At 71.5% G+C, this 21,394-nt stretch carries 18 protein-coding genes and 1 pseudogene; 8 read left to right on the top strand and 11 right to left on the bottom strand.

The window, feature by feature from the left end; genetic code table 11:
- Positions 1 to 132 precede the first annotated feature (132 nt).
- The 5 genes and pseudogenes from holA to AB0H87_RS19085 form a co-directional block, all read right to left on the bottom strand.
- Positions 133 to 1,131 (bottom strand): annotated as a pseudogene (gene holA / locus AB0H87_RS19105) (DNA polymerase III subunit delta); the annotation flags it as partial.
- Between the two features lie 93 nt (positions 1,132 to 1,224).
- Positions 1,225 to 3,483 (bottom strand): ComEC/Rec2 family competence protein, encoded by a 2,259-nt coding sequence (locus AB0H87_RS19100; RefSeq protein WP_360146854.1) that lies wholly within the window; start codon positions 3,481 to 3,483, stop codon positions 1,225 to 1,227.
- Positions 3,484 to 3,874: 391 nt separating this feature from the next.
- Positions 3,875 to 6,292 (bottom strand): glycoside hydrolase family 65 protein, encoded by a 2,418-nt coding sequence (locus AB0H87_RS19095; RefSeq protein ID WP_360146851.1) that lies wholly within the window; start codon positions 6,290 to 6,292, stop codon positions 3,875 to 3,877.
- Complete coding sequence (locus AB0H87_RS19090) at positions 6,289 to 7,041, bottom strand: beta-phosphoglucomutase family hydrolase (RefSeq protein ID WP_360146848.1); 753 nt, start codon at positions 7,039 to 7,041, stop codon at positions 6,289 to 6,291. The genes AB0H87_RS19095 and AB0H87_RS19090 overlap by 4 nt, the downstream gene beginning before the upstream one ends.
- Positions 7,042 to 7,084: 43 nt before the next feature.
- Positions 7,085 to 8,557, bottom strand: coding sequence for a multicopper oxidase domain-containing protein (locus AB0H87_RS19085; protein WP_360146845.1), 1,473 nt, complete (start codon positions 8,555 to 8,557; stop codon positions 7,085 to 7,087).
- Between the two features lie 162 nt (positions 8,558 to 8,719).
- Between AB0H87_RS19085 and AB0H87_RS19080 the strand changes: the two genes are divergently transcribed.
- Together AB0H87_RS19080 and AB0H87_RS19075 are read left to right on the top strand one after the other, a co-directional pair.
- The gene (locus AB0H87_RS19080; RefSeq protein WP_360146842.1) at positions 8,720 to 9,121 is read left to right on the top strand and encodes a DUF3224 domain-containing protein; all 402 of its coding nucleotides are present in this window, start codon (positions 8,720 to 8,722) and stop codon (positions 9,119 to 9,121) included.
- Positions 9,118 to 9,690, top strand: coding sequence for a MarR family transcriptional regulator (locus AB0H87_RS19075; RefSeq protein ID WP_360146839.1), 573 nt, complete (start codon positions 9,118 to 9,120; stop codon positions 9,688 to 9,690). The genes AB0H87_RS19080 and AB0H87_RS19075 overlap by 4 nt, the downstream gene beginning before the upstream one ends.
- Before the next feature lie 127 nt (positions 9,691 to 9,817).
- On the opposite strand, the gene AB0H87_RS19070 is transcribed toward AB0H87_RS19075, so the two are convergent.
- The 4 genes from AB0H87_RS19070 to AB0H87_RS19055 all read right to left on the bottom strand — a co-directional run bounded on the left by AB0H87_RS19070 (position 9,818) and on the right by AB0H87_RS19055 (position 12,685).
- Complete coding sequence (locus AB0H87_RS19070) at positions 9,818 to 9,898, bottom strand: hypothetical protein (protein ID WP_360146857.1); 81 nt, start codon at positions 9,896 to 9,898, stop codon at positions 9,818 to 9,820.
- A 65-nt stretch (positions 9,899 to 9,963) separates the two neighbouring features.
- Positions 9,964 to 10,257, bottom strand: coding sequence for a VOC family protein (locus tag AB0H87_RS19065; RefSeq protein ID WP_360146836.1), 294 nt, complete (start codon positions 10,255 to 10,257; stop codon positions 9,964 to 9,966).
- Positions 10,258 to 10,261: 4 nt separating this feature from the next.
- Positions 10,262 to 11,323 (bottom strand): hypothetical protein, encoded by a 1,062-nt coding sequence (locus AB0H87_RS19060; protein ID WP_360146833.1) that lies wholly within the window; start codon positions 11,321 to 11,323, stop codon positions 10,262 to 10,264.
- A gap of 54 nt (positions 11,324 to 11,377) precedes the next feature.
- Complete coding sequence (locus tag AB0H87_RS19055) at positions 11,378 to 12,685, bottom strand: ABC transporter ATP-binding protein (RefSeq protein ID WP_360146830.1); 1,308 nt, start codon at positions 12,683 to 12,685, stop codon at positions 11,378 to 11,380.
- 328 nt (positions 12,686 to 13,013) lie between these two features.
- Here AB0H87_RS19055 and AB0H87_RS19050 point away from each other — a divergent pair, with 328 nt between their 5' ends.
- From AB0H87_RS19050 to AB0H87_RS19025, 6 genes are all read left to right on the top strand, one after another.
- Complete coding sequence (locus tag AB0H87_RS19050; RefSeq protein ID WP_360146827.1) at positions 13,014 to 13,931, top strand: glycosyltransferase family 2 protein; 918 nt, start codon at positions 13,014 to 13,016, stop codon at positions 13,929 to 13,931.
- A gap of 62 nt (positions 13,932 to 13,993) precedes the next feature.
- Positions 13,994 to 15,808: a maltose alpha-D-glucosyltransferase gene (gene treS, locus AB0H87_RS19045; RefSeq protein WP_360146824.1), complete on the top strand. Its 1,815-nt coding sequence runs from the start codon at positions 13,994 to 13,996 to the stop codon at positions 15,806 to 15,808.
- The gene (locus AB0H87_RS19040) at positions 15,805 to 17,124 is read left to right on the top strand and encodes a maltokinase (protein WP_360146821.1); all 1,320 of its coding nucleotides are present in this window, start codon (positions 15,805 to 15,807) and stop codon (positions 17,122 to 17,124) included. The genes treS and AB0H87_RS19040 overlap by 4 nt, the downstream gene beginning before the upstream one ends.
- Before the next feature lie 9 nt (positions 17,125 to 17,133).
- Positions 17,134 to 18,315 carry an AAA family ATPase gene (locus AB0H87_RS19035; protein WP_360146819.1) on the top strand — a complete coding sequence of 394 codons (1,182 nt, stop codon included), beginning with the start codon at positions 17,134 to 17,136 and terminating at the stop codon, positions 18,313 to 18,315.
- 14 nt (positions 18,316 to 18,329) lie between these two features.
- Positions 18,330 to 18,857, top strand: coding sequence for a YbhB/YbcL family Raf kinase inhibitor-like protein (locus AB0H87_RS19030; protein WP_360146816.1), 528 nt, complete (start codon positions 18,330 to 18,332; stop codon positions 18,855 to 18,857).
- A gap of 27 nt (positions 18,858 to 18,884) precedes the next feature.
- Entirely contained in the window at positions 18,885 to 19,736 is an 852-nt protein-coding gene (locus tag AB0H87_RS19025) for an LLM class flavin-dependent oxidoreductase (RefSeq protein ID WP_360146813.1), read from the top strand.
- Here AB0H87_RS19025 and AB0H87_RS19020 read toward each other — a convergent pair.
- Both AB0H87_RS19020 and AB0H87_RS19015 read right to left on the bottom strand, forming a co-directional pair.
- A complete protein-coding gene (locus AB0H87_RS19020) occupies positions 19,714 to 20,745 on the bottom strand; it encodes a DNA polymerase IV (protein ID WP_360146810.1) in 1,032 nt (343 codons plus the stop codon). The genes AB0H87_RS19025 and AB0H87_RS19020 overlap by 23 nt on opposite strands.
- The coding region (locus AB0H87_RS19015) for a DUF6596 domain-containing protein (protein ID WP_360146807.1) at positions 20,742 to 21,394 on the bottom strand (653 nt) is incomplete at its 5' end. The genes AB0H87_RS19015 and AB0H87_RS19020, both read right to left, overlap by 4 nt.

The raw sequence follows: 21,394 nt of genomic DNA, 5'->3' as shown, positions 1-21,394 counted from the left end.
AGTGGCGGTGGGTCGTCGTCTGCGATCTCTGCCATGCCTATCGTGTGGAAGATCGCGCCTGCTGCTCGCTCGATGGCTTGGAGGGTGGGTAGGTCCGTCCGCCCCTTGGCCGCCGCGGCCCGAGTCACCCGCGCGGGCGGCGGCAACGGCGAAGACAGCGCGTTCCAGCGCGTACCCGCGGTCGTCGGCGCCGCCCTTGACCTCGGCGTTGCACTCGGCGGCGGCGCGCATGGCGGTGACGAGGCCCTCCGGGGTCCAACCGCGAGCCTGGCGCTGGGCGCGCTCGATCTTCCACGCGGGCATGCCGAGCGCGCTCGCCATCTGATAGGCGTTGCCACGCCCCGCCGAAGCGACCCGCGCGACCGTGCGGACGCCGTCGGCGATCGCGTCGGCAATCGGGACCGGGTCGACGCCGACGTGCAGTGCCCAGCGCAACGCCTCGAGGGCGGCGGGCACGTCGCCGACCATCGCGGCGTCGGCCACGGTGAAGCCACTCACCTCGGCCCGGCCGCGGTAGTAGCGCGCCACCGTCGCGGCGTCGATCCGGCCCTCGACGTCGGCGAGCAACTGCGAGCAGGCGGCCGCCAGCTCCCGTAGGTCGTTGCCCACGGCGGCCAGCAAGGCCTCCGCGGCCTCCTCGGAGCCGCGGGTGCTCCCCCGCCGAAGCTCCTCCCGGACGAACGCCACTCGGTCGCGGTGGGACTTGAGCTTCGCGGCGGCCACCACGTCGGCGCCGGCCTGGCGGAGGCCGTCAGCCAACGCCTTGGCCCGGCCACCACCGGTGTGCGTGACGACCAGCGTCACCTCGGGATCCGGGTGCTTCGCATAGTCGAGCAGCGCCGCCACCAGGTCCTTGCGGGCGTCCTGGCCGCCGCGCACGACCACGAGGCGGCGACCGCCGAACAGCGACGGGCTGACCATCTCGGCCAGCTCACCCGCGGCGAGCGTGTTGGCCTCGTACTGCCGCACATCGGTGGACGCGTCAGCCGCCTTCGCGACCTCGACAGCCCTCTCCACGGCGCGCGCCACCAGCAGTTCCTCGTCGCCGAGCACGAGTTGAATTGAGGGAAGGGCGCCGGTCACCGGGCCATACTCGCACGCGCCCCTGACTGACCGAACGTCCTCACCCATATGAGTTGTCGATCACTCATCAACCGCAAATCCCGACAAATTGTTGTCCGTCATGGGCTGTGCCATGATGCGTCGATCATCCCGTACACGGGATCAGCCTCGACCGCCCGGGCTGCCCGACGAAACGACCGCGAGACCACCTCCCCTCCGGACGACTGCCAGGTCACCGCCCAGGTCGGTGCGCAACACCCGCGCGCCGTCGCTGGTCAGGCGGGCGAGCAACGCCGGGTTCGGATGACCGTAATCGTTATCGACGCCGACCGACACGAGCGCCACCACCGGGTCGACCGCGTCCAGGAACGCCGGCTCCTGGTACGCACTGCCGTGGTGCGCCACCTTGAGCACCTGGGCCCGCAGCGCCGCCGCGCCATAGTGGTCGATGGTCGCCCGCTGCTCCTCCTCCTCGGCGTCGCCGGGAAGCATGACCCCCACCCCGCCGACGGTCGCCCGGAGAACGAGGGAGTTGTTGTTCGGATCAGACCGTGTTCCGGACATCTCCACCGGCGGTCCCAGCACCAGGAGGTCCACCGACCCCACCGACGACCGCCACCCCGCGTCGACCGGCATGACGACCGCCCGCGCTTCCCCGGCCACACCGACGACGAGGTCCCGACCGCTGTCCGGCTCCGCGTGGCGTGGTGTGGCGACAGCCTCGATCCGCCGCCCGCGCCCGATCCCGTCCACGCCGCCCACATGGTCGGCGTGGAAGTGGCTCACCACGAACAGGCGCACGGTGCGTACACCCAGCCGGTCCAGGCACGCGTCGGCCGACGCCGGGTCGGGGCCGGCGTCGATCACGATCGCGGCCGCCCCGCCCACCGGTAGCACCGCCATGTCGCCCTGGCCGACATCGCACGCCACGACCACCCAGCCGGCCGGGGGCCAGGTGCTGGTGAGGAGTCGCACCGGCAGCGCGCCGACGACCGCCGCCACTGCCACGACCGCCACGAGCCGCCGCGCGAGCCGGCGCCGCATGACGACGAGCAGGACCACGGTGAGCACACCCATCAGCACCCCGCCGCTCACGCCACCCGGCCACGGGAGGCTGCCCATCGGCGTCGCCGCTCCATGGCGGGCGATGAGCACAAGCCACTGGGCCGGCCAATGCGCCACCCAGGCGAGGAACCCCGCTCCGGCGGGCCAGAAGGACGACGTGATCGTCGCGAAGACGCCGAGGACGGTCGCGGGTGCTACGGCCGGCGCGGCGAGCAGGTTGGCCGGTATCGACACCAGGCTGACCGCGCCGGAAAGCCCCGCGACGACCGGGCCGCAGGTCACCTGTGCGGCAGCGGGGATCGCGAGCGCCTCGGCCAGACCCGGCGGAACGCGCCGGCGGCGCAGCCAGTCCCGCATCTTCGGCGCGAGCAGCAGCAGGCCGCCGGTCGCCAGTACGGATAGCGCGAAGCCAGCGTCGCCCGCGAGGTCAGGGTCGACGACCACGAGCACAACGATCGCCGCGGCCAATGCCGGCACCGCGGCCCGCGACCGCCCGCTGGCCAACGCCAACAACCCGATCGCGCCCATGGTGGCCGCGCGCACGACACTGGGCGACGGCCGGACGAGAATCACGAACCCGACCAGCGCGAGCCCACAAAGGATGGCAGCCGTCCACCGGCCGGCCCGGCACCAACGGGCGAGGAGAAGCACGAATCCGATCACGATCGCGACGTTCGCTCCGGAAACCGCGGTCAGGTGCGTGAGGCCGGTGGTCTTGAAGTCGTCGGCCACCGCCGGGTCGAGCCGGCTGGTGTCCCCGAGTACGAGCCCCGGCAGCAGGCCGCCGGCCTCGGGTGGCAGGGTCACGCACGCCCGCTGGAGACCGGAACGGAGCGATCCGGCGGCCCGCTGCGCCCAGGACGACCGCCCGACCAGCTCAGGGGCGGCGCTGGAGGAGATGACCGCCGCGGTCAGGTCGCCGCCGCGTGGTTGGCCGAGCCTGCCTTCCACGCGTACGCGCTGGCCAGGCAGCGGTTCACCCCACGCCTGGTGCGTGGCGAACACGAGGATCCGGGCCCTTACCGCGACCTGGTTCTGATCGGCGCCTACCGGCCGCAGCCAACGCAGGTCGCCGACGACGACGTACATCGGCCGGTTCCCGCCCCCGACCAGCCGCGGGTCGTCACGCACGACCACCTCGGCCACCACGGAGGCCCGCCGGTCGGCGAACGCCGCGATCTCGGGCGCGTCCCGCACCGCGACGCGGGCCGCCGTGGCGCCTGCGCCGCAGACAACGCCGAGCAGTACTGCCGCGGCGACGTGCCGGCCCACCATGCCCTGAGCTATCTCACGCCCGCGCCACAACAGCCAGCTGGTCAGCGCCGCGCCTTCGGGGGCGGGCTCCGCAGGGCGCACTCGGCCGCTCGTGACTCGCCCTGCGTTCAGCACTGCCCGAGCACCACCGCCGACGTCCCGGTCACCGACGCGCGTCCCGACCCCACCGGCACCCGGATCGCGTACCTGGGATGGCCGCGCAACAACCAACGACGCTCGGGCATTCGTTCTTCGGCCCAATGCCAGCGGCGAGCTTCCACCCACCGGCTCGGCGCGATGGAAGCGGTTGTTCCACAGCAGAAGCACCCCTCCGACCGCGGCTGCGACTGCGGCCGTCAGGGCGCTGGTGCGGGCACTCAGGTACAGCGCCACCAGTGCGCTCAGCCACGTGCCGAGGGCCATGCCCACCAAGCGCAGGTCCGGTGGCGGCCGCTCGTGTCCCGGGTCGGTGGTCATACCGTCACCAGGTCCTTCAGTTCCTCGAACCGGCTGGCGCCGATGCCGTCGACATTGCGCAGGTCGCCGACCGACTTGAAGCCGCCCTTGGCCGTGCCCGACCCGCCGGCTGGCGCGGCTGGCGCCGGTGCGGCTCGAGCGGCGGGATCTTCATCCGGACCTCCTTCTCACAGGTCACCGTGACCGGCTCGCCGTGATGGGTGAGGTCGAGACTGGCGTCCGTCTCGCCGTTGCGCAGCGAATAGGTCGCCTCGTGCTGCCGCACGTCGACCCGCAGCCGCATGCCCCGCCACATCAGCGCGAACTCCAGCCGGCTGATCCGGGCCGGCAGCCGCGGTGCGAAGGTCAGCTGCTCCTCGTGGTCGCGCATGCCGCCGAAGCCCGCCACCAGCCCCAGCCACGCACCGGCCAGCGCCGCGATGTGCAGCCCCTCCCGGGTGTTGTTGTGGATGTCGTGGAGGTCCATCAGCGCCGCTTCGCCGAGGTAGTCGTGCGCCAGCTCGAGATAACCGACCTCGGCCGCGACGACCGCCTGCGTGCAGGCCGACAGCGACGAGTCGCGCACCGTGCGCCGCTCGTAGTAGTCGAAGTTGCGCAGCTTCTGCTCGTCGGTGAACGCGTCGCCGGCCCAATGCATGGCCAGGACCAGGTCGGACTGCTTGACCACCTGGCGCCGGTAGAGGTCGAAGTACGGGTAGTTGAGCAGCAGCGGGTAGTTCTCCGGCGGCGTGTTGTCGAAGTCCCACTCCTGATAGCGGGTGAAGCCCTCGACCTGCGGGTGCACACCCAGTTCCTCGTCGTACGGGATGTGCATGTTGGCGGCCGCGTCCCGCCAGGCCGCGGTCTCCTCGTCGTCGACGCCGAGCCGCCAGGCCCGCTCGCTGTGCCGGTTGACGCAGGCCGCGGCCTCCAGCATGTTCCGCCGCGCCATCAGGTTGGTGTAGATGTTGTCGTTCTTGACCGCCGTGTACTCGTCGGGGCCGGTCACCCCGTCGATGTGGAACTTGCCGTGGCGGTCGTGGTGGCCGAGCGAGTGCCAGAGCCGGGCCGTCTCGACCAGCAGCTCCAGGCCGATCTCGCGCTCGAAGTCGTCGTCGCCGGTGGCCTGCACGTAACGGCGGACCGCGTCGGCGATGCCGGCGTTGACGTGGAACCCGGCCGTGCCGGCCGGCCAGTAGCCCGAGCACTCCTGGCCGCGGATGGTCCGCCACGGGAACGCGGCGCCCCGCAGGCCGAGCTGTTTGGCCCGGTCGCGGGCCATCTCCAGGGTGGCGTGCCGCCAGCGCAGGGCGTGCGCCACCGCCACCGGTTGGGTGTACGTCAGCACCGGCAGCGCGAACATCTCGGTGTCCCAGAAGACGTGGCCGTCGTAGCCGGGGCCGGTCAGCCCCTTGGCGGCGATCGGCCGCAGCTCGGCCCGGGCACCGGCCTGCAGCACGTGGAACAGGCCGAACCGGACCGCCTGCTGCACCTCGGAGTCGCCCTCGACCTGCACGTCGGCGGCGTCCCAGAACGTGTCGAGGTATTCCCGCTGCTCGCGGACCAGCCCGTCCCAGCCGGAGAACTCGGCGGCGGCCAGTGCGGCGCTGACCTGGTCGCGGATCGCGGGCAGCGAGCGCCGGCTGGACCAGCCGTAGGCCAGCAGCTTGACCACGACCAGCTTCTCGCCGGGCTTGAGGACACAGGCGATCGTCGTACGGGCCCAGTCGTCGTGCGACTCGGTGTTGATGTTGGTCTTGGCCGGGCCCTGGATCTCGTGGTGCATCGCGGCACCGACCCGCAGACCACTGCGCTTGGTACGGTGGATCAGCAGGCCGCGGGTCTGGTCGGTGACCCGTTCCTCGATCTGCAGCGGGCGCTCCAGCACCGCGGCGACCCGGGGGTCGCGGCTCTGACCCGGCAGCTCCTCGTTGGCGACCAGCTCCGACTGGACGATCAGCCGCAGCGGCTCGTCGACCGCCTCGACCTCGTACCGGATGGCGGCGATCGACCGCTGCGTGAACGAGACCAGCCTGGTGCTGCGCACCTTGACCGCGCGGCCGGCGGGTGAGCGCCAGTGCACGACCCGGTCCAGGGTGCCGGCCCGCAGGTCGAGCACCCGGGAGTGCGCGTCGAGCTCGCCGTAGCGCACGTCGAACGGCTCGTCGTCGACGAGCAGCCGGACCAGCTTGCCGTTGGTCACGTTGACCACCGTCTGGCCCGACTCGGGGAACCCGTAGCCGGCCTCGGCGTACGGCAGCGGGCGCAGCTCGTAGAACGAGTTGAGATAGGTGCCGGGGAGACCGTGCGGCTCGCCCTCGTCGAGGTTGCCGCGCATCCCGATGTGCCCGTTGCCGAGCGCGAAGACCGACTCGGCCTGCGCCAGCACGTCCAGGTCGAGCCTCGTCTCGCGGACGTGCCACGCCTCGACCGGATAGGCCCGCTCGCGGATCATGCCGTGCCCTCCAGCAGTTCGGAAAGGTCGCGCACGACGACGTCGGCGCCGTGTGCCTTCAGGTCGGCGCCGTGGGTGCCACCCACCCGGTCAACGCCGATCACCAGGCCGAAGTTGCCGGCCCGACCGGCCTCCACCCCGGCGAGTGCGTCCTCGAAGACGGCCGCCTGTGCGGGCGCGACGCCGAGCAGCTCGGCACCGCGCAGGAAGGTGTCCGGCTTCGGCTTTCCGGGCAGCTTCTCGGCCCGCGCGACGTTGCCGTCGACCCGGGCCTGGAGCAGCTCGCCGAGGCCGGTGATCCGGAGGATGTCGGGCGTGTTGGCGCTGGCCGACACGACCGCCGTCTTGAGGCCGGCCGCGCGGGCCGCGTGCAGGTAGGCCACCGAACCGTCGTAGACGGCCACGCCGTCGTCGCGGATCCGGCGGACCAGCACCGCGTTCTTGCGGTTGCCGACGCCGTTGACGGTCTCGGCCTCTGGTGGGTCGTCGGGATCACCCTCCGGGAGGGTGATCCCGCGGGACGCGAGAAACGTCCGCACGCCGTCGGCCCGGGTGCGGCCGTCGACGTATTTCGGATAGTCGGAACGAGGGTCGAAAGCCGTGAACGGCTCGCCGGTCTCGGCGGAGCGCCGGCGGAGGAATTCGTCAAAAGTCTCGGTCCACGCCGCGTTGTGAACGGTCGCGGTCTGCGTGAGCACCCCGTCCATGTCGAACAGGCAGGCGGTCACGTGATCGGGTAGCCCCAGCACGGGTCAAATCTAGTCGAACCCACAGAACGCGATGTTACGTGGATCACCCTGCCTGCTGGCCGTGGTCGTGACCTCCCGTGCCGCCCACACGGCCCGCCTGCTGCCCCGGCTCGACGACCACGAACTGGCCCATCATGCCGTCGTCCTCGTGCATGAGCAGGTGGCAGTGGTACATGTACGGCATGTCCGGGTCGGCGTAATCCGCGAATCGCAGGATGATCCGCACCTCGCCTTTAGGCGGCAGGAAAACGGTGTCCTTCCAGCCCCCGAGCGCCGCGGGTGGCCGCTCACCGTCGACCGACAACACCTGGAACTGCACATCGTGCACGTGGAAGTTGTGGCGCTGCCCGTCGGTGTTCCGGACCGTCCAGATCTCGGTGGTGCCCTTCTCGACGACCGCGTCGATCCGGTCGAGGTCCATCTGGTCGTCGTTGATGTTGGTGCCATTGAGCTTGAAGTCGCGGTTGACCGTCGCGGTCGCGGGGTCGAGCCGGTCGAAGTCGCCGAACGCGTCGGGGACCGTGCCGACGTGCCGCAGGCGGGCCGCCGCCCGGAACTCGAGCACGTCGAACTGGTCCTTGCCACCGTCGAAGTTCCGGCCTCCGGCGGCGGGCGGGAAGCTGCGCAGCACGATCCGTTCGCCGGCCCGGAACGGCACGACCAGTTCGGCGCGCTCGCCGGGGGACAGCCGGATCCGGGTCACGGTGACCGGCGCGGGCAGCAGGCCGCCGTCCGTGGCGATCAGCTGGACCGGTCGTTCGTCGGCGAGGCCGAAGGCGTACGTGCGGGAGACCGACGCGTTGAGCAGCCGCAGCCGGACGCGGTCGGTGCGCACGTCGAGGTAGGGGCCGTAGGTGCCGTTGACCAGCAGCCGATCGCCGGTGTTGTGGTCCCGGATCTCGCCCTTGTGCAGCGACTTGTCCTGGACGATCAGCGGGATGTCGTCGACGCCGTAGTCGTGCGGGAGGACCCGCTGGGCCGGTGTGTCGTCGTCCAGGATGAACAGGCCGGCCAGGCCCTGGTTGACGTGCTCGCGGGTGCGGCCGTGGGGGTGCGGGTGGTACCAGAGGGTGGCCGCCGGCTGGTTGATCGTCCAGGCGGGCGACCAGGTCGCGCCCGGGCGCACCGGCTGGTGCGGGCCGCCGTCGCAGCGGGCGGGCAGGTGCATGCCGTGCCAGTGGACGCTGGTCTCCTGCTTGAGGTTGTTGACGACGTTGACCATGACCTGTTCACCGCGCCGGGCGCGCAGGGTCGGCCCGAGGTAGTCCCCGTTGAAGCCCAGCGTGCTGGTGGTGCCCTCGATGCCGAAGTCGCGGTGGCCGCGCCGGGCGTGCAGGTTGAACACGCGGCGGCCGGCGTCGTCGATCTGCGACTCGGCCAGCGGGGGGATCAGCAGCGGCCGGGCGAAGTCGACCTGCCCGACGGTGTCGATGGTGGCGCAGGCGGAGAGCCCGGTGCCGGTCGCGACCAGGAACGTTCCACCTAGTACGCCGGTCAGGACGCTTCTGCGGCGCATGAGTCCGTACCTCCATAGGGTTGGATTTCTACATGTAGGCTGCCTTCCTATGCCTCGATGCGTCCATGGCTGCGCGGCGGTTTGGGGGCTGGTTCCGGGCGACCCCTAGGTGGGTGGCTGCTTCCAGTTGACATGTGATTGAGTCACACATATGTTGAGGGCATGACCGAGATCATGGAAACGAAGCTCGAGATCACCTCGTGGGACGAGAAGCCCTACCGCGAGTTCGACGACGGCCGGAAGTTCTCCAGGGCGGAGGTCAAGCTCGGGGGTGCTGACGGTCTGACCGGGGGGTCGTTCGAGTCGCTGCTCTACTACCGGGCCGACGGCACGAGTGAATACGTGTCCATCATGGAGATCACCGGGACGCTCGGCGGTCGGACGGGCAGCTTCGTGCTGCAGGGGGCCGGCACCTACGACGGCACGACCGCCCGGGTCACGACGACGATCGTGCCGGGCTCGGGCACCGGCGAGCTGGCCGGGATCAGCGGGTCGGCATCGAGCGTGTCCACGCACGCCGACTACCCGCACATGCCACTGACCATCCGGTACGACCTGGCGTGAACGACCCGCTCGATCACCAGGCCAACCTGCTCGGCGCGTTCGCGATGGCGGTAGCGGACCGCACGACGGCAGCGGTGGCGGCCGCGGGGGAACCGAACCCCACGGCTGCCGCCGCGCTGTCGGCGTTGCTGCATTTCCTTGACCGGCCGACGATCGACCAGTTGCGGCGGGTGCTGGGGCTGACCCCGTCGGGCGCTGTCCGTCTGGTCGATCGGCTCGCGGAGGCGGGGCTGGTTACCCGGGGGCCGGGTGCTGACGGCCGGTCGCGGGCGGTGTCGCTGACGCCGTCGGGGCGCGCGGCGGCCGAACGGGTCTCCGCGGCGCGCGCGGGCGCGTTGCGCGCGGCGTTGTCGGGGCTGTCGGCGGCTGAGCGGTCCACTCTGGACGGATTGCTCGGGCGCGTGATGGGCGGCATCGTGGCGGAGAAGGAAGGCGGCGCGTGGCTGTGCCGCCTGTGCGACCTGACGGCGTGCGGCCGCGACACTGGCCAGTGCCCGACGGCCAACGCGGCCGCTGTCAAATACGGCGCCGCCGCCGTCCGCCGGGACCAGCCTTCAGCTCCGGACTGAAAATCCGCTCAGATTGGTCTGAGCCTGCGGTGAACCTTCGCGTGGCTGCTCGGTACTCATCGACATGAGACCAACGATCCGGCTCCACGGGGGACGCACGAGGTGTGGCACGTGGCGCGCCCCGCCGTCAGATGACGCAGAACTCGTTGCCCTCGACGTCGTGCATGACGATCCAGAAGCCGTCTGGGCCGTCGACCCGGCGTGCCACCTGAGCGCCCGCCGCTGACAGTCGGGCGGCCTCCGCTTCGATGCGGCGCCGGCGGTCCTCGTCGGTCAGGCCCTAGCGACCTTGATGTCGAGGTGCAGGCGGTTCTTGCCGGCCTTCGGCTCCGGGACCCGGTTGAAGAAGATGGTCGGCCGGTGGCCGGTGCGGTCGACGAGGGTGCGGGCCAGGTTCCGCTGATCTTCGGGGACACCGTTGGCGTCGGCCCACTCCTGCCACGTCGCGAAACCGTCCGGCGGGCCGTGCGGGAAGTCGTAGCCGGGCAGGGCCGCCAGCCAGAATCTGGCGACCCGGTCCGGGTCGGCGCAGTCGAAGACGACGTCGAGGTCGAAGGTCTCCGACACGAGGCTAGAGGTGCGAGATGGTTCGGATGATCTCCGCGTAGAAGTTGCCTTCGATCTCGCGGAAGAGGGCGAACGGGGAGTCCGGGTTGCCGAAGAACGGGCGCAGTGTCCACGCGAGTTGGGTGCCGACGAAGCCGAACAGGAGGATCCAGATGTAGAGCAGGGTCATGCTCGCGGGGCGCTCGGTGGCGACGCCGACCGGGGTGCGGGTCGACCGGTAGCGCTGGAGCTCCGGGTCCCAGACGCGCTCATCCGATCCGCGCTGGGCGACCAGCACCGGCAACGCCGGCGCCGGGGCGGCCGCGACCGGGGCGCTGTCGCCGTTGGCGACCGCCGCGCCGACGGATGCGTTGGTCGAGGCGCCGGTCGGAGCGCCAACCGTGGCGCTGACCGGGGCGCCGACCGTCGCGGGCGTCTTTTCGGCGGGCACGGTGACGGGCGCGGCGGCTGCGACCTCGGCGGAGGTCGCGGTGGAGGCTGCGGTCGGCGCGGTGGCCGGCTCGGGGGGGGACGAAGCGGTGGCCGACGCGCCGACCAGGGCCGGCTCCGGTGCCGGCGCGGGGCTCAGCAGGCCGTGCGCGTGCAGCACCTGCATGCCACCGGTCAGGAAGCGCAGGCCGACGATCGCCGACAGGGCCAGGATCGACACGTTGAGGAGCTTGAAGAACCCGTAGTCCGGCGCGGTGATGAGGAAGAACAGGCTGATCGGTGCGAACGCCACGGCCAGCATGGCGGTCACGGTGATCGCCACCATCACCAGGGACACCGCCTGCTTGATGGAGAGGCGGGCGCCGAAGACCAGGTTGAACAGGTAGAGCGTGGGGAGGCAGATGGCCAGCGTGACAAGGAAGAGCAGCGGGAGCTTCACCGCCGAGGTGAGTGCCATGAGGGGGCCGTTGAAGAAGCCGAGCACGGCGCCGTAGACCGCGAGGGCCGTGGCCGAGCTCGCGAGCATCTGCACGGTGAGGCGGTTCAGGTCGCGTTCGTCGACGATCTGCTGCCAGATGCTGCCGCGGTCGCGCAGGATCCGTTCGATGATCAGCAGCCCGGGGCTGTTTGCCGGCACGGTGGCCATCCTCTCTGGACTCACGTGGCGACAGACGCTAGACCACCGGCCTGGTCAGCGCCACCCCACATCGATGCGGTCACCGCGATCGTCGAAAAAGTGCAGGGCATCCATGCGTACGGAGACCGAAAGGGCGGTGCCGGGCTGCACGTTCGGGTATGGCGCGAGGCGGACCGCCAGCTCCGCCGGGCGCCGGTGGTGGCGGCCCTCGTCGCTCAGCACGCTGGTGCGGGAACGCGACCCCCGCGCCTCGCTCGCCACGCCAGGGACGCCGGCGCGGCTGGTGAGCCGCTGCATCGCGTGCCCGAACCGGCGCAGTGGGCCGCCCTCGGTGGCCGGCTCGGCCGGTGCCTGGCCCATCTCGTCGACGACGACCGCGGTCGCGCCGATGTCGAGGAACGCCAGCGACTCGTGCCCGTGGTGCTCGAGGTAGCGGATCCGGCCCTGCAGCACGTCGCCCTGGGTGTTGGGGGCGACCGGGGTCAGCGCCTCCGCGCGCAGCCCGATCACGATCCGCTCGCCGTGGTAGTGCGCGACCGCCCGCGCCCGGATGTCGTCCCAGGGCAGATAGAGCGCCTGGTCGCCGAGGTTGAGGGTCACGTACCGGTCGAGGTGGACGTAGACCGACGCCTCCAGCAGGTTCATCCGCGGGCTGCCCAGGAAGGCGGCGACGTAGAGGGTGGCGGGGCGGCCGTACACCTGGGTGGGTGTGCCGACGTCCTGCAGGACGCCGCGACGCATGATCGCGACCCGGTCGGCCATGGTCAGCGCCTCGGCCTGGTCGTGCGTCACGTAGATCGTGCTGACGCCGAGCTCGCGGACCAGGCCCGAGATCTCCGCCCGCAGCTCGGCCCGCAGGCCACTGTCGAGGTTGGACAACGGCTCGTCCATCAGGAACAGGCCGGGCCGGCGCACGATCGCGCGGCCCATCGCCACCCGCTGGCGCTGGCCGCCGGAGAGCTGGTTGGGCTTGCGGCCGAGCACGTCGCCGATGCCGAGGGCGCTGGCGACGTCGGCCACCCGCTCGCCGCGCGAGGTCGGCTCGACCTTCGACAGCCGCAGTGGGAAGCCGATGTTCTCGCCGACCGACATGTGTGGATAGAGCGCGAAGTCCTGGAACACCATCGCGATCCGGCGCTCGCGTGGCGGCAGGTCGTTGGCCAGCTCGCCGTCGAGGAGGATGGCGCCCGTGGTCGGGTCCTCCAGACCGGCGACCATCCGCAGCACGGTTGACTTGCCACAGCCGGACGGCCCGAGCAGCACCATGAACTCGCCGTCATTGACGTCGAGGCTGACGTTGTCGACCGCGACCGTTCCGTCCGGAAAGATCTTGGTCACGTCTTTGAGCGCGACGGTGGTCACCGTCTCCTCCCCAAGGTCGGTTCCCCGCGTTGCCGACGGAAGTCCTCATATGTCATCCCGCTGTCGCGGCATGCCATCTTCCGGTCATGACTGTGACGAGAGTTACTCGAATATCCCATCGGGTAAACGTGCCATGTTCAGCCTGTGACAATCTGACTACCTGTATTGACCACGATGGTTCCCGGCTCGACGGGGAGTGTTCGCGCTGTGCCAGATCCGTTGATCATGGTCCAGGCCGAGCGCGCGAGATCGCGAACTGTCAAGTGATACGCAAGCTGGCCCGCCTCCGCTAGCCTCAGCAGTCGGCAGATCGAGCGAGGGGGCGGGGATGCGACTGACGGTGGGGGTGCTCACCTACCGCAGTGCGGCCAACCTGGCGCCACTGCTCGCCGCGCTGCCCGCGGGCCTCGCCGGCGTCGACGACTGGCGGCTCGTCGTCGTCGACAGCGGCTCCTTCGACGACACCCTGACCGTCGCCAAGGACCTGGCGCCCGAGGCGACCCTGGTCCAGCTAGACAGCAACCGCGGCTTCGCCGCCGCGGCCAACGTGGTCGCCGAGGTCGATCCGGCGGCCGACGCCGTGCTGATCCTCAGCCCGACCACGCGCCTGCGGCCCGGCTGCGCCGCACAACTGCTGGCCGCGCTGGCCGAGCCGGGCGTCGGCATCGCGGTGCCCCGGCTGATCGGCCGGGACGGTGGGTTCAAGACCTCGCTGCGCCGCCGGCCGACCGTCGGGCGCGTGGTCGCCGAGGCCGTCCTGGGCGGCAACCGGGCCAGCCGGCTCGGCCGCGGTGAGCTGATCGCCGACCCGGCCGGCTACGACCGCGACACCCGGGCCGACTGGGCCACCGGCGCCGTGACCATGTTCAGCCGCGCCTGCCTGACCGCGACCGGCCCCTGGGACGAGAGCTTCTTCCTCTACAGCGAGGAGACGGAGTTCGCCCTGCGGGCCGCCGACCACGGCTTCCGGCTGGCGTTCGTGCCCGAGGCGGAGGCGGTGCACAACGGCGGCGACGCCCGCAACGTGCCCGCGCTCTGGGGCATCATGGTCGCCAACCGGGTCCGGCTCCACGCCATGCGGCACGGCCCGGCGGCGGCCACCGCCTTCTGGGCGGCGATCACGCTCGGCGAGGCCGCCCGCGCGGTGCGTGACCGCAACCACCGTTACGCCACCCGCAAGCTGTTGCGGGAGCGCAAGTCGTTGGTCCGGGGTCGGCCGGCCGTCGTCCCGGGTGATCTTCGCTGACGCAGCTGACCCACGCCCGCCGTCACCCTGTGGCGAGCCGGATTCGGCACTAGCGTGGAGGCATGACTGACGTGACGGCTGGAATCTCGGTGCAGCCACCGGACCCGGCCGAGGGCAGTCACGTCGAGCGCGGCATCGTCGAGCACCCCACCTCGGACGACTTCCACCACGCCCGAACCGTGCCGGTCGACCAGACCTGGTTCCAGCGTGCCGTCTTCTACGAGGTGCTGGTCCGTGCGTTCGCCGACTCCGACAGTGACGGCTCCGGCGACCTGCGCGGGCTCATCGACAAGCTCGACTACCTGGCCTGGCTGGGGGTGGACTGCCTCTGGCTCCCGCCGTTCTACGACTCGCCCCTGCGCGACGGCGGCTATGACATCCGGGACTTCTACAAGGTGCTGCCCGAGTTCGGCACCGTCGACGACTTCGTGGCCCTGCTCGACGCCGCGCACAAGCGGGGCATCCGGGTGATCACCGACCTGGTCATGAACCACACCTCGGACCAGCACCCCTGGTTCCAGGAGTCCCGGCGGGACCCGGACGGGCCGTACGGCGACTTCTACGTCTGGAGCGACAGCGACGACCGGTACGCGGACGCCCGGATCATCTTCGTCGACACGGAGGAGTCGAACTGGACGTTCGACCCGGTCCGCCGGCAGTTCTACTGGCACCGGTTCTTCTCGCACCAGCCCGACCTCAACTACGCCAACCCGGCCGTGCAGAACGCGATGCTCGACGTCCTGCGGTTCTGGCTCGACCTCGGCATCGACGGCTTCCGGCTCGACGCCGTGCCGTACCTCTTCGAGTCCGAGGGCACCAACTGCGAGAACCTCCCGGAGACCCACGCGTTCCTGCGGCACTGCCGCAAGGTGATCGACGACGAGTTCCCCGGCCGGGTGCTGCTCGCGGAGGCCAACCAGTGGCCCGCCGACGTGGTCGCCTACTTCGGCGACACCGAGTCCGGCGGCGACGAGTGCCACATGGCGTTCCATTTCCCGCTGATGCCCCGCATCTTCATGGCGGTCCGGCGCGAGTCGCGCTTCCCGATCTCCGAGATCCTGGCCAACACGCCGGCCATCCCGGCCAACTGCCAGTGGGGGATCTTCCTGCGTAACCACGACGAGCTGACGCTCGAGATGGTCACGGACGAGGAACGCGACTACATGTACACCGAGTACGCCAAGGACCCGCGGATGAAGGCCAACATCGGCATCCGCCGGCGGCTCGCGCCGTTGCTCGAGAACGACCGCAACCAGCAGGAGCTGTTCACCGCCTTGTTGCTCTCCCTGCCGGGATCTCCGGTGCTCTACTATGGCGACGAGATCGGCATGGGTGACAACATCTGGCTCGGTGACCGCGACGGTGTCCGCACGCCCATGCAGTGGACGCCCGACCGCAACGCCGGTTTCTCCACCTCGACCCCCGGCCGGATCTACTTGCCGGTCAACCAGGACCCGATCTACGGTTACCAGTCTGTGAACGTCGAGGCGCAGCGCGACAGCTCGACGTCGTTGCTCAACTGGACGCGGCTGATGCTGTCGGTGCGCCGCCGGCACGACTCGTTCGCGGTCGGCACGTTCCAGGAGATGGGCGGGTCCAACCCGGCCGTGCTGGCATTCCTGCGCCACCATGAAGACGACGTCGTGCTCTGCGTCAACAACCTTTCCCGCTTCCCCCAACCCATCGAGCTGAACCTGCAGGCATGGTCGGGCTACTCGCCGATCGAGCTGACCGGTCGCGTCCTGTTCCCCCGGATCGGCCAGCTGCCTTACCTGCTCACCCTGCCCGGGCATGGTTTCTACTGGTTCCAGCTCACCCCACCGTCCGAAGAGGACGACCCGACTCGGGCGGCCGAACGGAACATGGAGGACTCATGACTTTGCCGTACGCCGACTGGCTGCCGCAGCAGCGGTGGTATGCCGGACGCGGCCGGACCCTCCACAGTGTCACGCCCGTCGCGGTCACTGCCCTCCGCGAGTCGCTCGACCACGTCCTGCTCGACGTCGCCTACGCGGACGGCGGCACCGAGCGATACCAGCTCTACGTCGGCTGGGACGCCGAGCCGCGCCCGGAGTTCACCGGCGCCGCCACCATCGGCGTCGACCACGGGGCCGACCGCACCGGCTACGACGCGCTCTACGCCGAGTGGGCCGCCCGCGCGCTGCTCGAGTGCATCGACCAGGACGCGGTCGTCGGCCGGTTGCTGTTCCGACGCGAGCCGGAGGCCAAGCTGCCGCTGGAGGCGCCCGCCCGGGTCGCCGACACCGAGCAGAGCAACACCAGCGTCGTCTTCGATCGGGCCGCGATCCTCAAGGTGTTCCGCCGGGTCGTCGCCGGGGTCAACCCGGACGTCGAGCTCAACCGGGTGCTCGCCCGGGCCGGCTGCCCCAACGTCGCCCAGTTGCTGGGCGCCGTCGAGAGCACCGACGAGCACGGCGAGCCGGTCTCGTTGGGCATGCTCACCGCGTACGCGGAGAACTCCGCCGAAGGCTGGGCGATGGCCACCACCAGCGTGCGCGACCTGTTCGCGGAGGCGGACCTGGCGGCCGACGAGGTGGGCGGCGACTTCTCGGCCGAGTCCTACCGGCTCGGCGAGGCGGTCGCGGTCGTGCACCGCACGCTGGCCCAGGAGCTGGGCAGCGAGACGATCGACTTCCCGGTCGACCGGATGCTGGCCCGGCTGGACCGCGCCGTGGCCTTCGTGCCCGAGCTCGAGCCCTATGTGGAACCCGCGACCGCCGCGTTCCGGGCGGTCGGCGGCGAGCGGATGACCGTCCACCGGGTGCACGGCGACCTGCACCTCGGTCAGGTGCTCCGGACGCCCAAGACCTGGCTGCTGATCGACTTCGAGGGCGAGCCCGGCCAGCCGATCGAGGAGCGGCGCCGGCCCGACTCGCCGCTGCGCGACATCGCCGGGATGCTGCGCTCGTTCGAGTACGCACCGCACCACCTGATCGTCGACCAGCCCGACGACGCCCAGGTGGTCTACCGGGCGCGGGAGTGGGCCGACCTCAACCGGCGCGCGTTCTGCGACGGCTACGCGAGCGCGGCGGGCGAGGATCCGCGCTCCCGGCCCGCCCTGCTGGGCGCGTTCGAGCTCGACAAGGCGATCTACGAGGCGGCGTACGAGGCCCGCTTCCGACCGAGCTGGCTGCCCATCTCGTTGCGCTCGGTGGCCCGCCTGCTGAGTTAGGTTGGCCGGGTGCTGGTCACGCTCGCGGTGGAGAACTACCGGTCACTGCGCCGGCTGGTCCTGCCGTTGCGCCGGCTCAACGTCGTGACCGGCGCCAACGGCACGGGCAAGTCGAGCCTCTACCGCACGCTGCGGCTGCTCGCGGAGTCCGCGCGCAACGGCGCGGTGGCGGCCCTGGCCCGGGAGGGCGGGCTGCCGTCGACGCTGTGGGCCGGCCCGGAGACGGTCGGGCGCGCCGTGCGCGAGGGCGAGCACCCGCTACAGGGCACCGTGCGGACGCAGTCGGTGGCGCTGCGGTTGGGTTTCGCCACCGAGTCGTTCGGCTACGCGGTCGACCTGGGTCTGCCGCAGATCCGCGGCGACCGGAGCCTGTTCGCGCTCGACCCGGAGATCAAGTGCGAGTGCACGTGGTCGGGCCCGGTGCTGCGGCCGGCAACGCGGCTGACCGAGCGGAAGAACGCCGCGGTCAGTGTGCGGGGCAAGGACGGCGGGTGGCGGCTGACCGAGCTGAAGCTGCGGCCGTACGACAGCATGCTGGCCGAGTTCGTCGACCCGCGGCTGGCGCCCGACCTGATGCTGCTCCGCGAGCGGATCCGGTCGTGGCGCTTCTACGACCAGGTGCGCACCGACGCGGGCGCGCCGATGCGGGCCGCCCAGGTCGGCACCCGGACGCCGGTGCTCGGGCACGACGGCGCCGACCTCGCGCCCGCGCTCGAGACGATCCGCGAGATCGGCGACGCCGCGGCCCTGGACGCCGCCGTCGACCTGGCGTTCCCCGGCAGCCAACTCGGCATCGAGGCACACGCGGGCCGGTTCGAGCTGTCGCTGCGCCAGCCCGGGATGCTGCGCCCGCTGACCGCCGCTGAACTCTCCGACGGGACGCTGCGTTACCTGACGTGGGTGGCCGCCCTGCTCACGCCGCGGCCGCCGGAACTGCTGGTGCTCAACGAACCGGAGAACAACCTGCACCCCGACCTGCTCCGCCCGCTCGGCGGTCTGGTCGCCGGCGCGTCGGCGCGGATGCAGATCGTCGTGGTCACCCATTCGCGGGCGCTGGCGTCCGCGCTGGACCTCCAGGGCGGCGAGGCCGACCTGCAGTCGGTCGAGCTCGCGAAGGACGACTACGGCGTGAGCTACGTCGTCGGCCAGGGAAAGCTCGACGAGCCGTCGTGGCACTGGCCGAAACGCTGAGGAAGGATGATCACATGAGTCTCGAACGACCCGTTCCGCCGGATCCCTACGACCTCCTGCCGCCGAAGCCGTCGTTCACGCTGACCAGCGAGGACGTGACCGACGGGCAGCAGATGGCCGACACCTTCGCCGACCCGAGCGTCGGCGGCGCGGGCAAGTCGCCGCAGCTGTCCTGGTCGGGCTTCCCGGAGGGCACCAAGAGCTTCGCGATCACGGTCTACGACCCGGACGCGCCGACGCACAGCGGCTTCTGGCACTGGGCGCTGGTCAACATCCCGGTGTCGGTGACCTCGCTGGCACAGGGCGCCGAGCCGCCGGCCGGCGCGTTCGCGGTGCGTAACGACTACGGCACCAAGGAATACGGCGGTGCCGCGCCGCCGCAGGGCGAGCCCTTCCCGCACCGCTACGTGATCACGGTGCACGCGGTCGACGTCGAGAAGCTCGACGTGACGCCGGACGTCTCGCCGGCCGTGGTCAGCTTCAACCTGACGTTCCACGACCTCGCCCGGGCCGTCATCCGACCCACCTATCACATCGCATAACGGACATTACGGCGTAGGCTGGTGCCGGTGAGGATCGGCATCGGCCTACCCAACACGATCCCGGGCGTCCCGGGCAGCACGCTGGTCGAGTGGGCCCGGCGGGCCGAGGAGCACGGCTTCGCCGGCCTCTCCACGATCGACCGGATCGCCTATCCCAACCACGACTCGCTGACCGCGCTGGCCGCCGCCGCGGCGGTGACCAGCCGGATCGAGCTGTTCACGACCATCCTGGGCCCCGCCTACCCGCCGGCGCTGCTGGCCAAGGTGGCGGCCACCGTCGACCAGATCTCGCGGGCCCGGCTCACGCTGGGCCTGGCGCCGGGCAACCGGCCGGACAACGTCGCGGCCACGGACCTCGACTTCGCACAGCAGGGCCAGGAGTTCGACGCCCTGCTGGCTCAGCTGCACCAGATCTGGCGCGGCGAGCCCGAGCACTCGCCGGCGTCCGGCCGCGCGCTGCCCGTGATGATCGACGGCGCCGGTGAGCCGGCACTGCGGCGGCTGGTGGCCTGGGGTGCCGGCGGGACCCTGGGCGGCGCGTCGCCGGAGCAGGCGATCGACTACGTCGCCCGGGTACGCACGGCGTGGCAGGAGGCGGGCCGGGAGGGGAAGCCCCGGATCGCCGTGCTCGCCCACTACGCCCTCGGCCCGGGCGCCGCGCTGCACTCCCTGGCCCACCTGCAGGACTTCTACGCGTTCCTCGGCGAGTACGCCGACTCGATCGCCGCCGGCGCACTGCGTACACCGGAAGCGATCCGCGACGCGGTCAAGTCCTTCGCCGCGGCCGGCGTGACCGAGCTCTACCTGAACCCCACGGTGCCCACCGTCGACCAGGTCGACCGGCTGGCCGAAGTGGTCAGTCCGGCATTGCGAGATTGACCCGCACGCCGAGCAGCCGCACCGGCCGCCGCCACTCGAACTTCGTCAGGAGGCGCAGCGCCGCCAGCTCGACCACCTCGGGGTCGGTGGTCGGCCCCTCGCGCAGCTTGGCTTCCCGGGTCGGCGTGAAGAAGCTCGTGTAGCGCACCTTCACCGCGACGTGGGTGACCTCCCGGCCGTCGGCCACCACGTCCTCGGTCAGCGCGCGGGCCATCGCCGCCACCTCGCGGGAGATGTCGTCGAGATCGGACAGATCCTCGGCGTACGTGTTCTCGCGGCTGCGCGACCGGGCCACCCACGGCTCGGTGCTGATGTGCGTGTCGCCGCCGCCGGCCGCGGCCACCGGCAGCCACGCCGCCTGCCGCGGCCCGAACCGCTCGACCAGCGCCTCGGACGGCGTGGCGGCGAGCTGTGCCACCGTGTGCAGCCCCAGCTCGTCGAGCTTGCGGCTGGTCTTCGGGCCCACGCCCCAGAGGTCCGCCGCCGGCCGTTCGCCCATCACGGGCAGCCATTCGGCGGTGGTGAGCGTGTGCACGCCGCCCGGCTTGGCGAAGCGGGCCGCCACCTTGGCCTGGAGCTTGTTCTCCCCGATGCCGATCGCGCAGGTCAGCCCCGTCTCGGCGAACACCGCCGCCTTCAGCTCGGCCGCCAGCCCCTGCGGGTCGGCGATCTCACCGCCGACGAACGCCTCGTCCCAGCCCCAGACCTCGACGTCGACCGGGAACCCGCGCAGCACCGCCATCACCCGCTCGGACGCCGCGCCGTAGGCGGCCGGGTCGGTCGGCAGGAACACGGCCTCCGGGCAGAGCTGGGCCGCGCGGCGCAGCGGCATTCCGGAGTGGACACCGAAGGCGCGGGCCTCGTACGAAGCGGTCGAGACCACCTGCCGGCGCGCCGTCGGGTCGCCCGCCCCGCCGACCACGACGGGCCGGCCGCGCAGCTCCGGCCGCCGCAGGATCTCCACGGCGGCCACGAACTGGTCCATGTCGACGTGCAGGATCCAGGTCATGGCGGCTGGCCGGCCCCGCGGCTCGGGCCGGCGGACACCTCGGCCGCCAGCCGGGCCGCCCGGGCGCGCAGGTAGCGCTGCTCCGGCTCGCTGAGCGTGCGGTCGGCGGCCAGCCGGTATGCCGCGGCCGCGGCCCCGGTGTCGCCGGCCAGCTCCAGCAGGTGGGCGCGGACCGCCGCGAGCCGGTGGTGCCGGGCCACCCGCTCGTCCGCGTCGAGGGCCGCCACCAGGTCGAGCCCGGCCGCCGGCCCGGACACCATGGCCACCGCGACCGCCTTGTTGAGCCGCACCATCGGGCTGTCGACGACCCGCTCGAGGAGGTCGTAGAGCGCCAGCACCTGTCGCCAGTCGGTCTCCGCGGCCGTCGGCGCCTCGTCGTGCACGGCCGCGATCGCCGCCTGCAGCTGGTAGGCGCCCGGCCGGGTGCGGGCCAGCGCGCCGGACACCAGCGCGACGCCCTCGGCGATCCCCTTCTGGTCCCAGCGCGACCGGTCCTGCTCGTCGAGCGGAACCAGCTCGCCGTCGGCCCCGGTGCGCGCGGGCCGGCGGGCGTCGGTCAGCAGCATCAGCGCGAGCAGGCCGGCCGCCTCGCTGTCGTCGGGCAGCAGCCGGTGCAGCATCCGGGCGAGCCGGATGGCTTCCGCGGACA

This window comes from Asanoa sp. NPDC050611 (genome assembly GCF_040654855.1).
GTDB lineage: Bacteria > Actinomycetota > Actinomycetes > Mycobacteriales > Micromonosporaceae > Asanoa.
This window is presented reverse-complemented; position numbering and strand designations above follow the sequence as displayed.

Bases quoted from the DNA above. Each gene is read 5' to 3' on its own strand.
- AB0H87_RS19095 (WP_360146851.1), bottom strand. From the start codon at position 6,292: ATGATCCGCGAGCGGGCCTATCCGGTCGAGGCGTGGCACGTCCGCGAG.
- treS (WP_360146824.1), top strand. From the start codon at position 13,994: ATGACTGACGTGACGGCTGGAATCTCGGTGCAGCCACCGGACCCGGCC.
- AB0H87_RS19040 (WP_360146821.1), top strand. From the start codon at position 15,805: ATGACTTTGCCGTACGCCGACTGGCTGCCGCAGCAGCGGTGGTATGCC.
- AB0H87_RS19030 (WP_360146816.1), top strand. From the start codon at position 18,330: ATGAGTCTCGAACGACCCGTTCCGCCGGATCCCTACGACCTCCTGCCG.
- AB0H87_RS19020 (WP_360146810.1), bottom strand. From the start codon at position 20,745: ATGACCTGGATCCTGCACGTCGACATGGACCAGTTCGTGGCCGCCGTG.
- AB0H87_RS19080 (WP_360146842.1), top strand. From the start codon at position 8,720: ATGACCGAGATCATGGAAACGAAGCTCGAGATCACCTCGTGGGACGAG.
- AB0H87_RS19050 (WP_360146827.1), top strand. From the start codon at position 13,014: ATGCGACTGACGGTGGGGGTGCTCACCTACCGCAGTGCGGCCAACCTG.
- AB0H87_RS19085 (WP_360146845.1), bottom strand. From the start codon at position 8,557: ATGCGCCGCAGAAGCGTCCTGACCGGCGTACTAGGTGGAACGTTCCTG.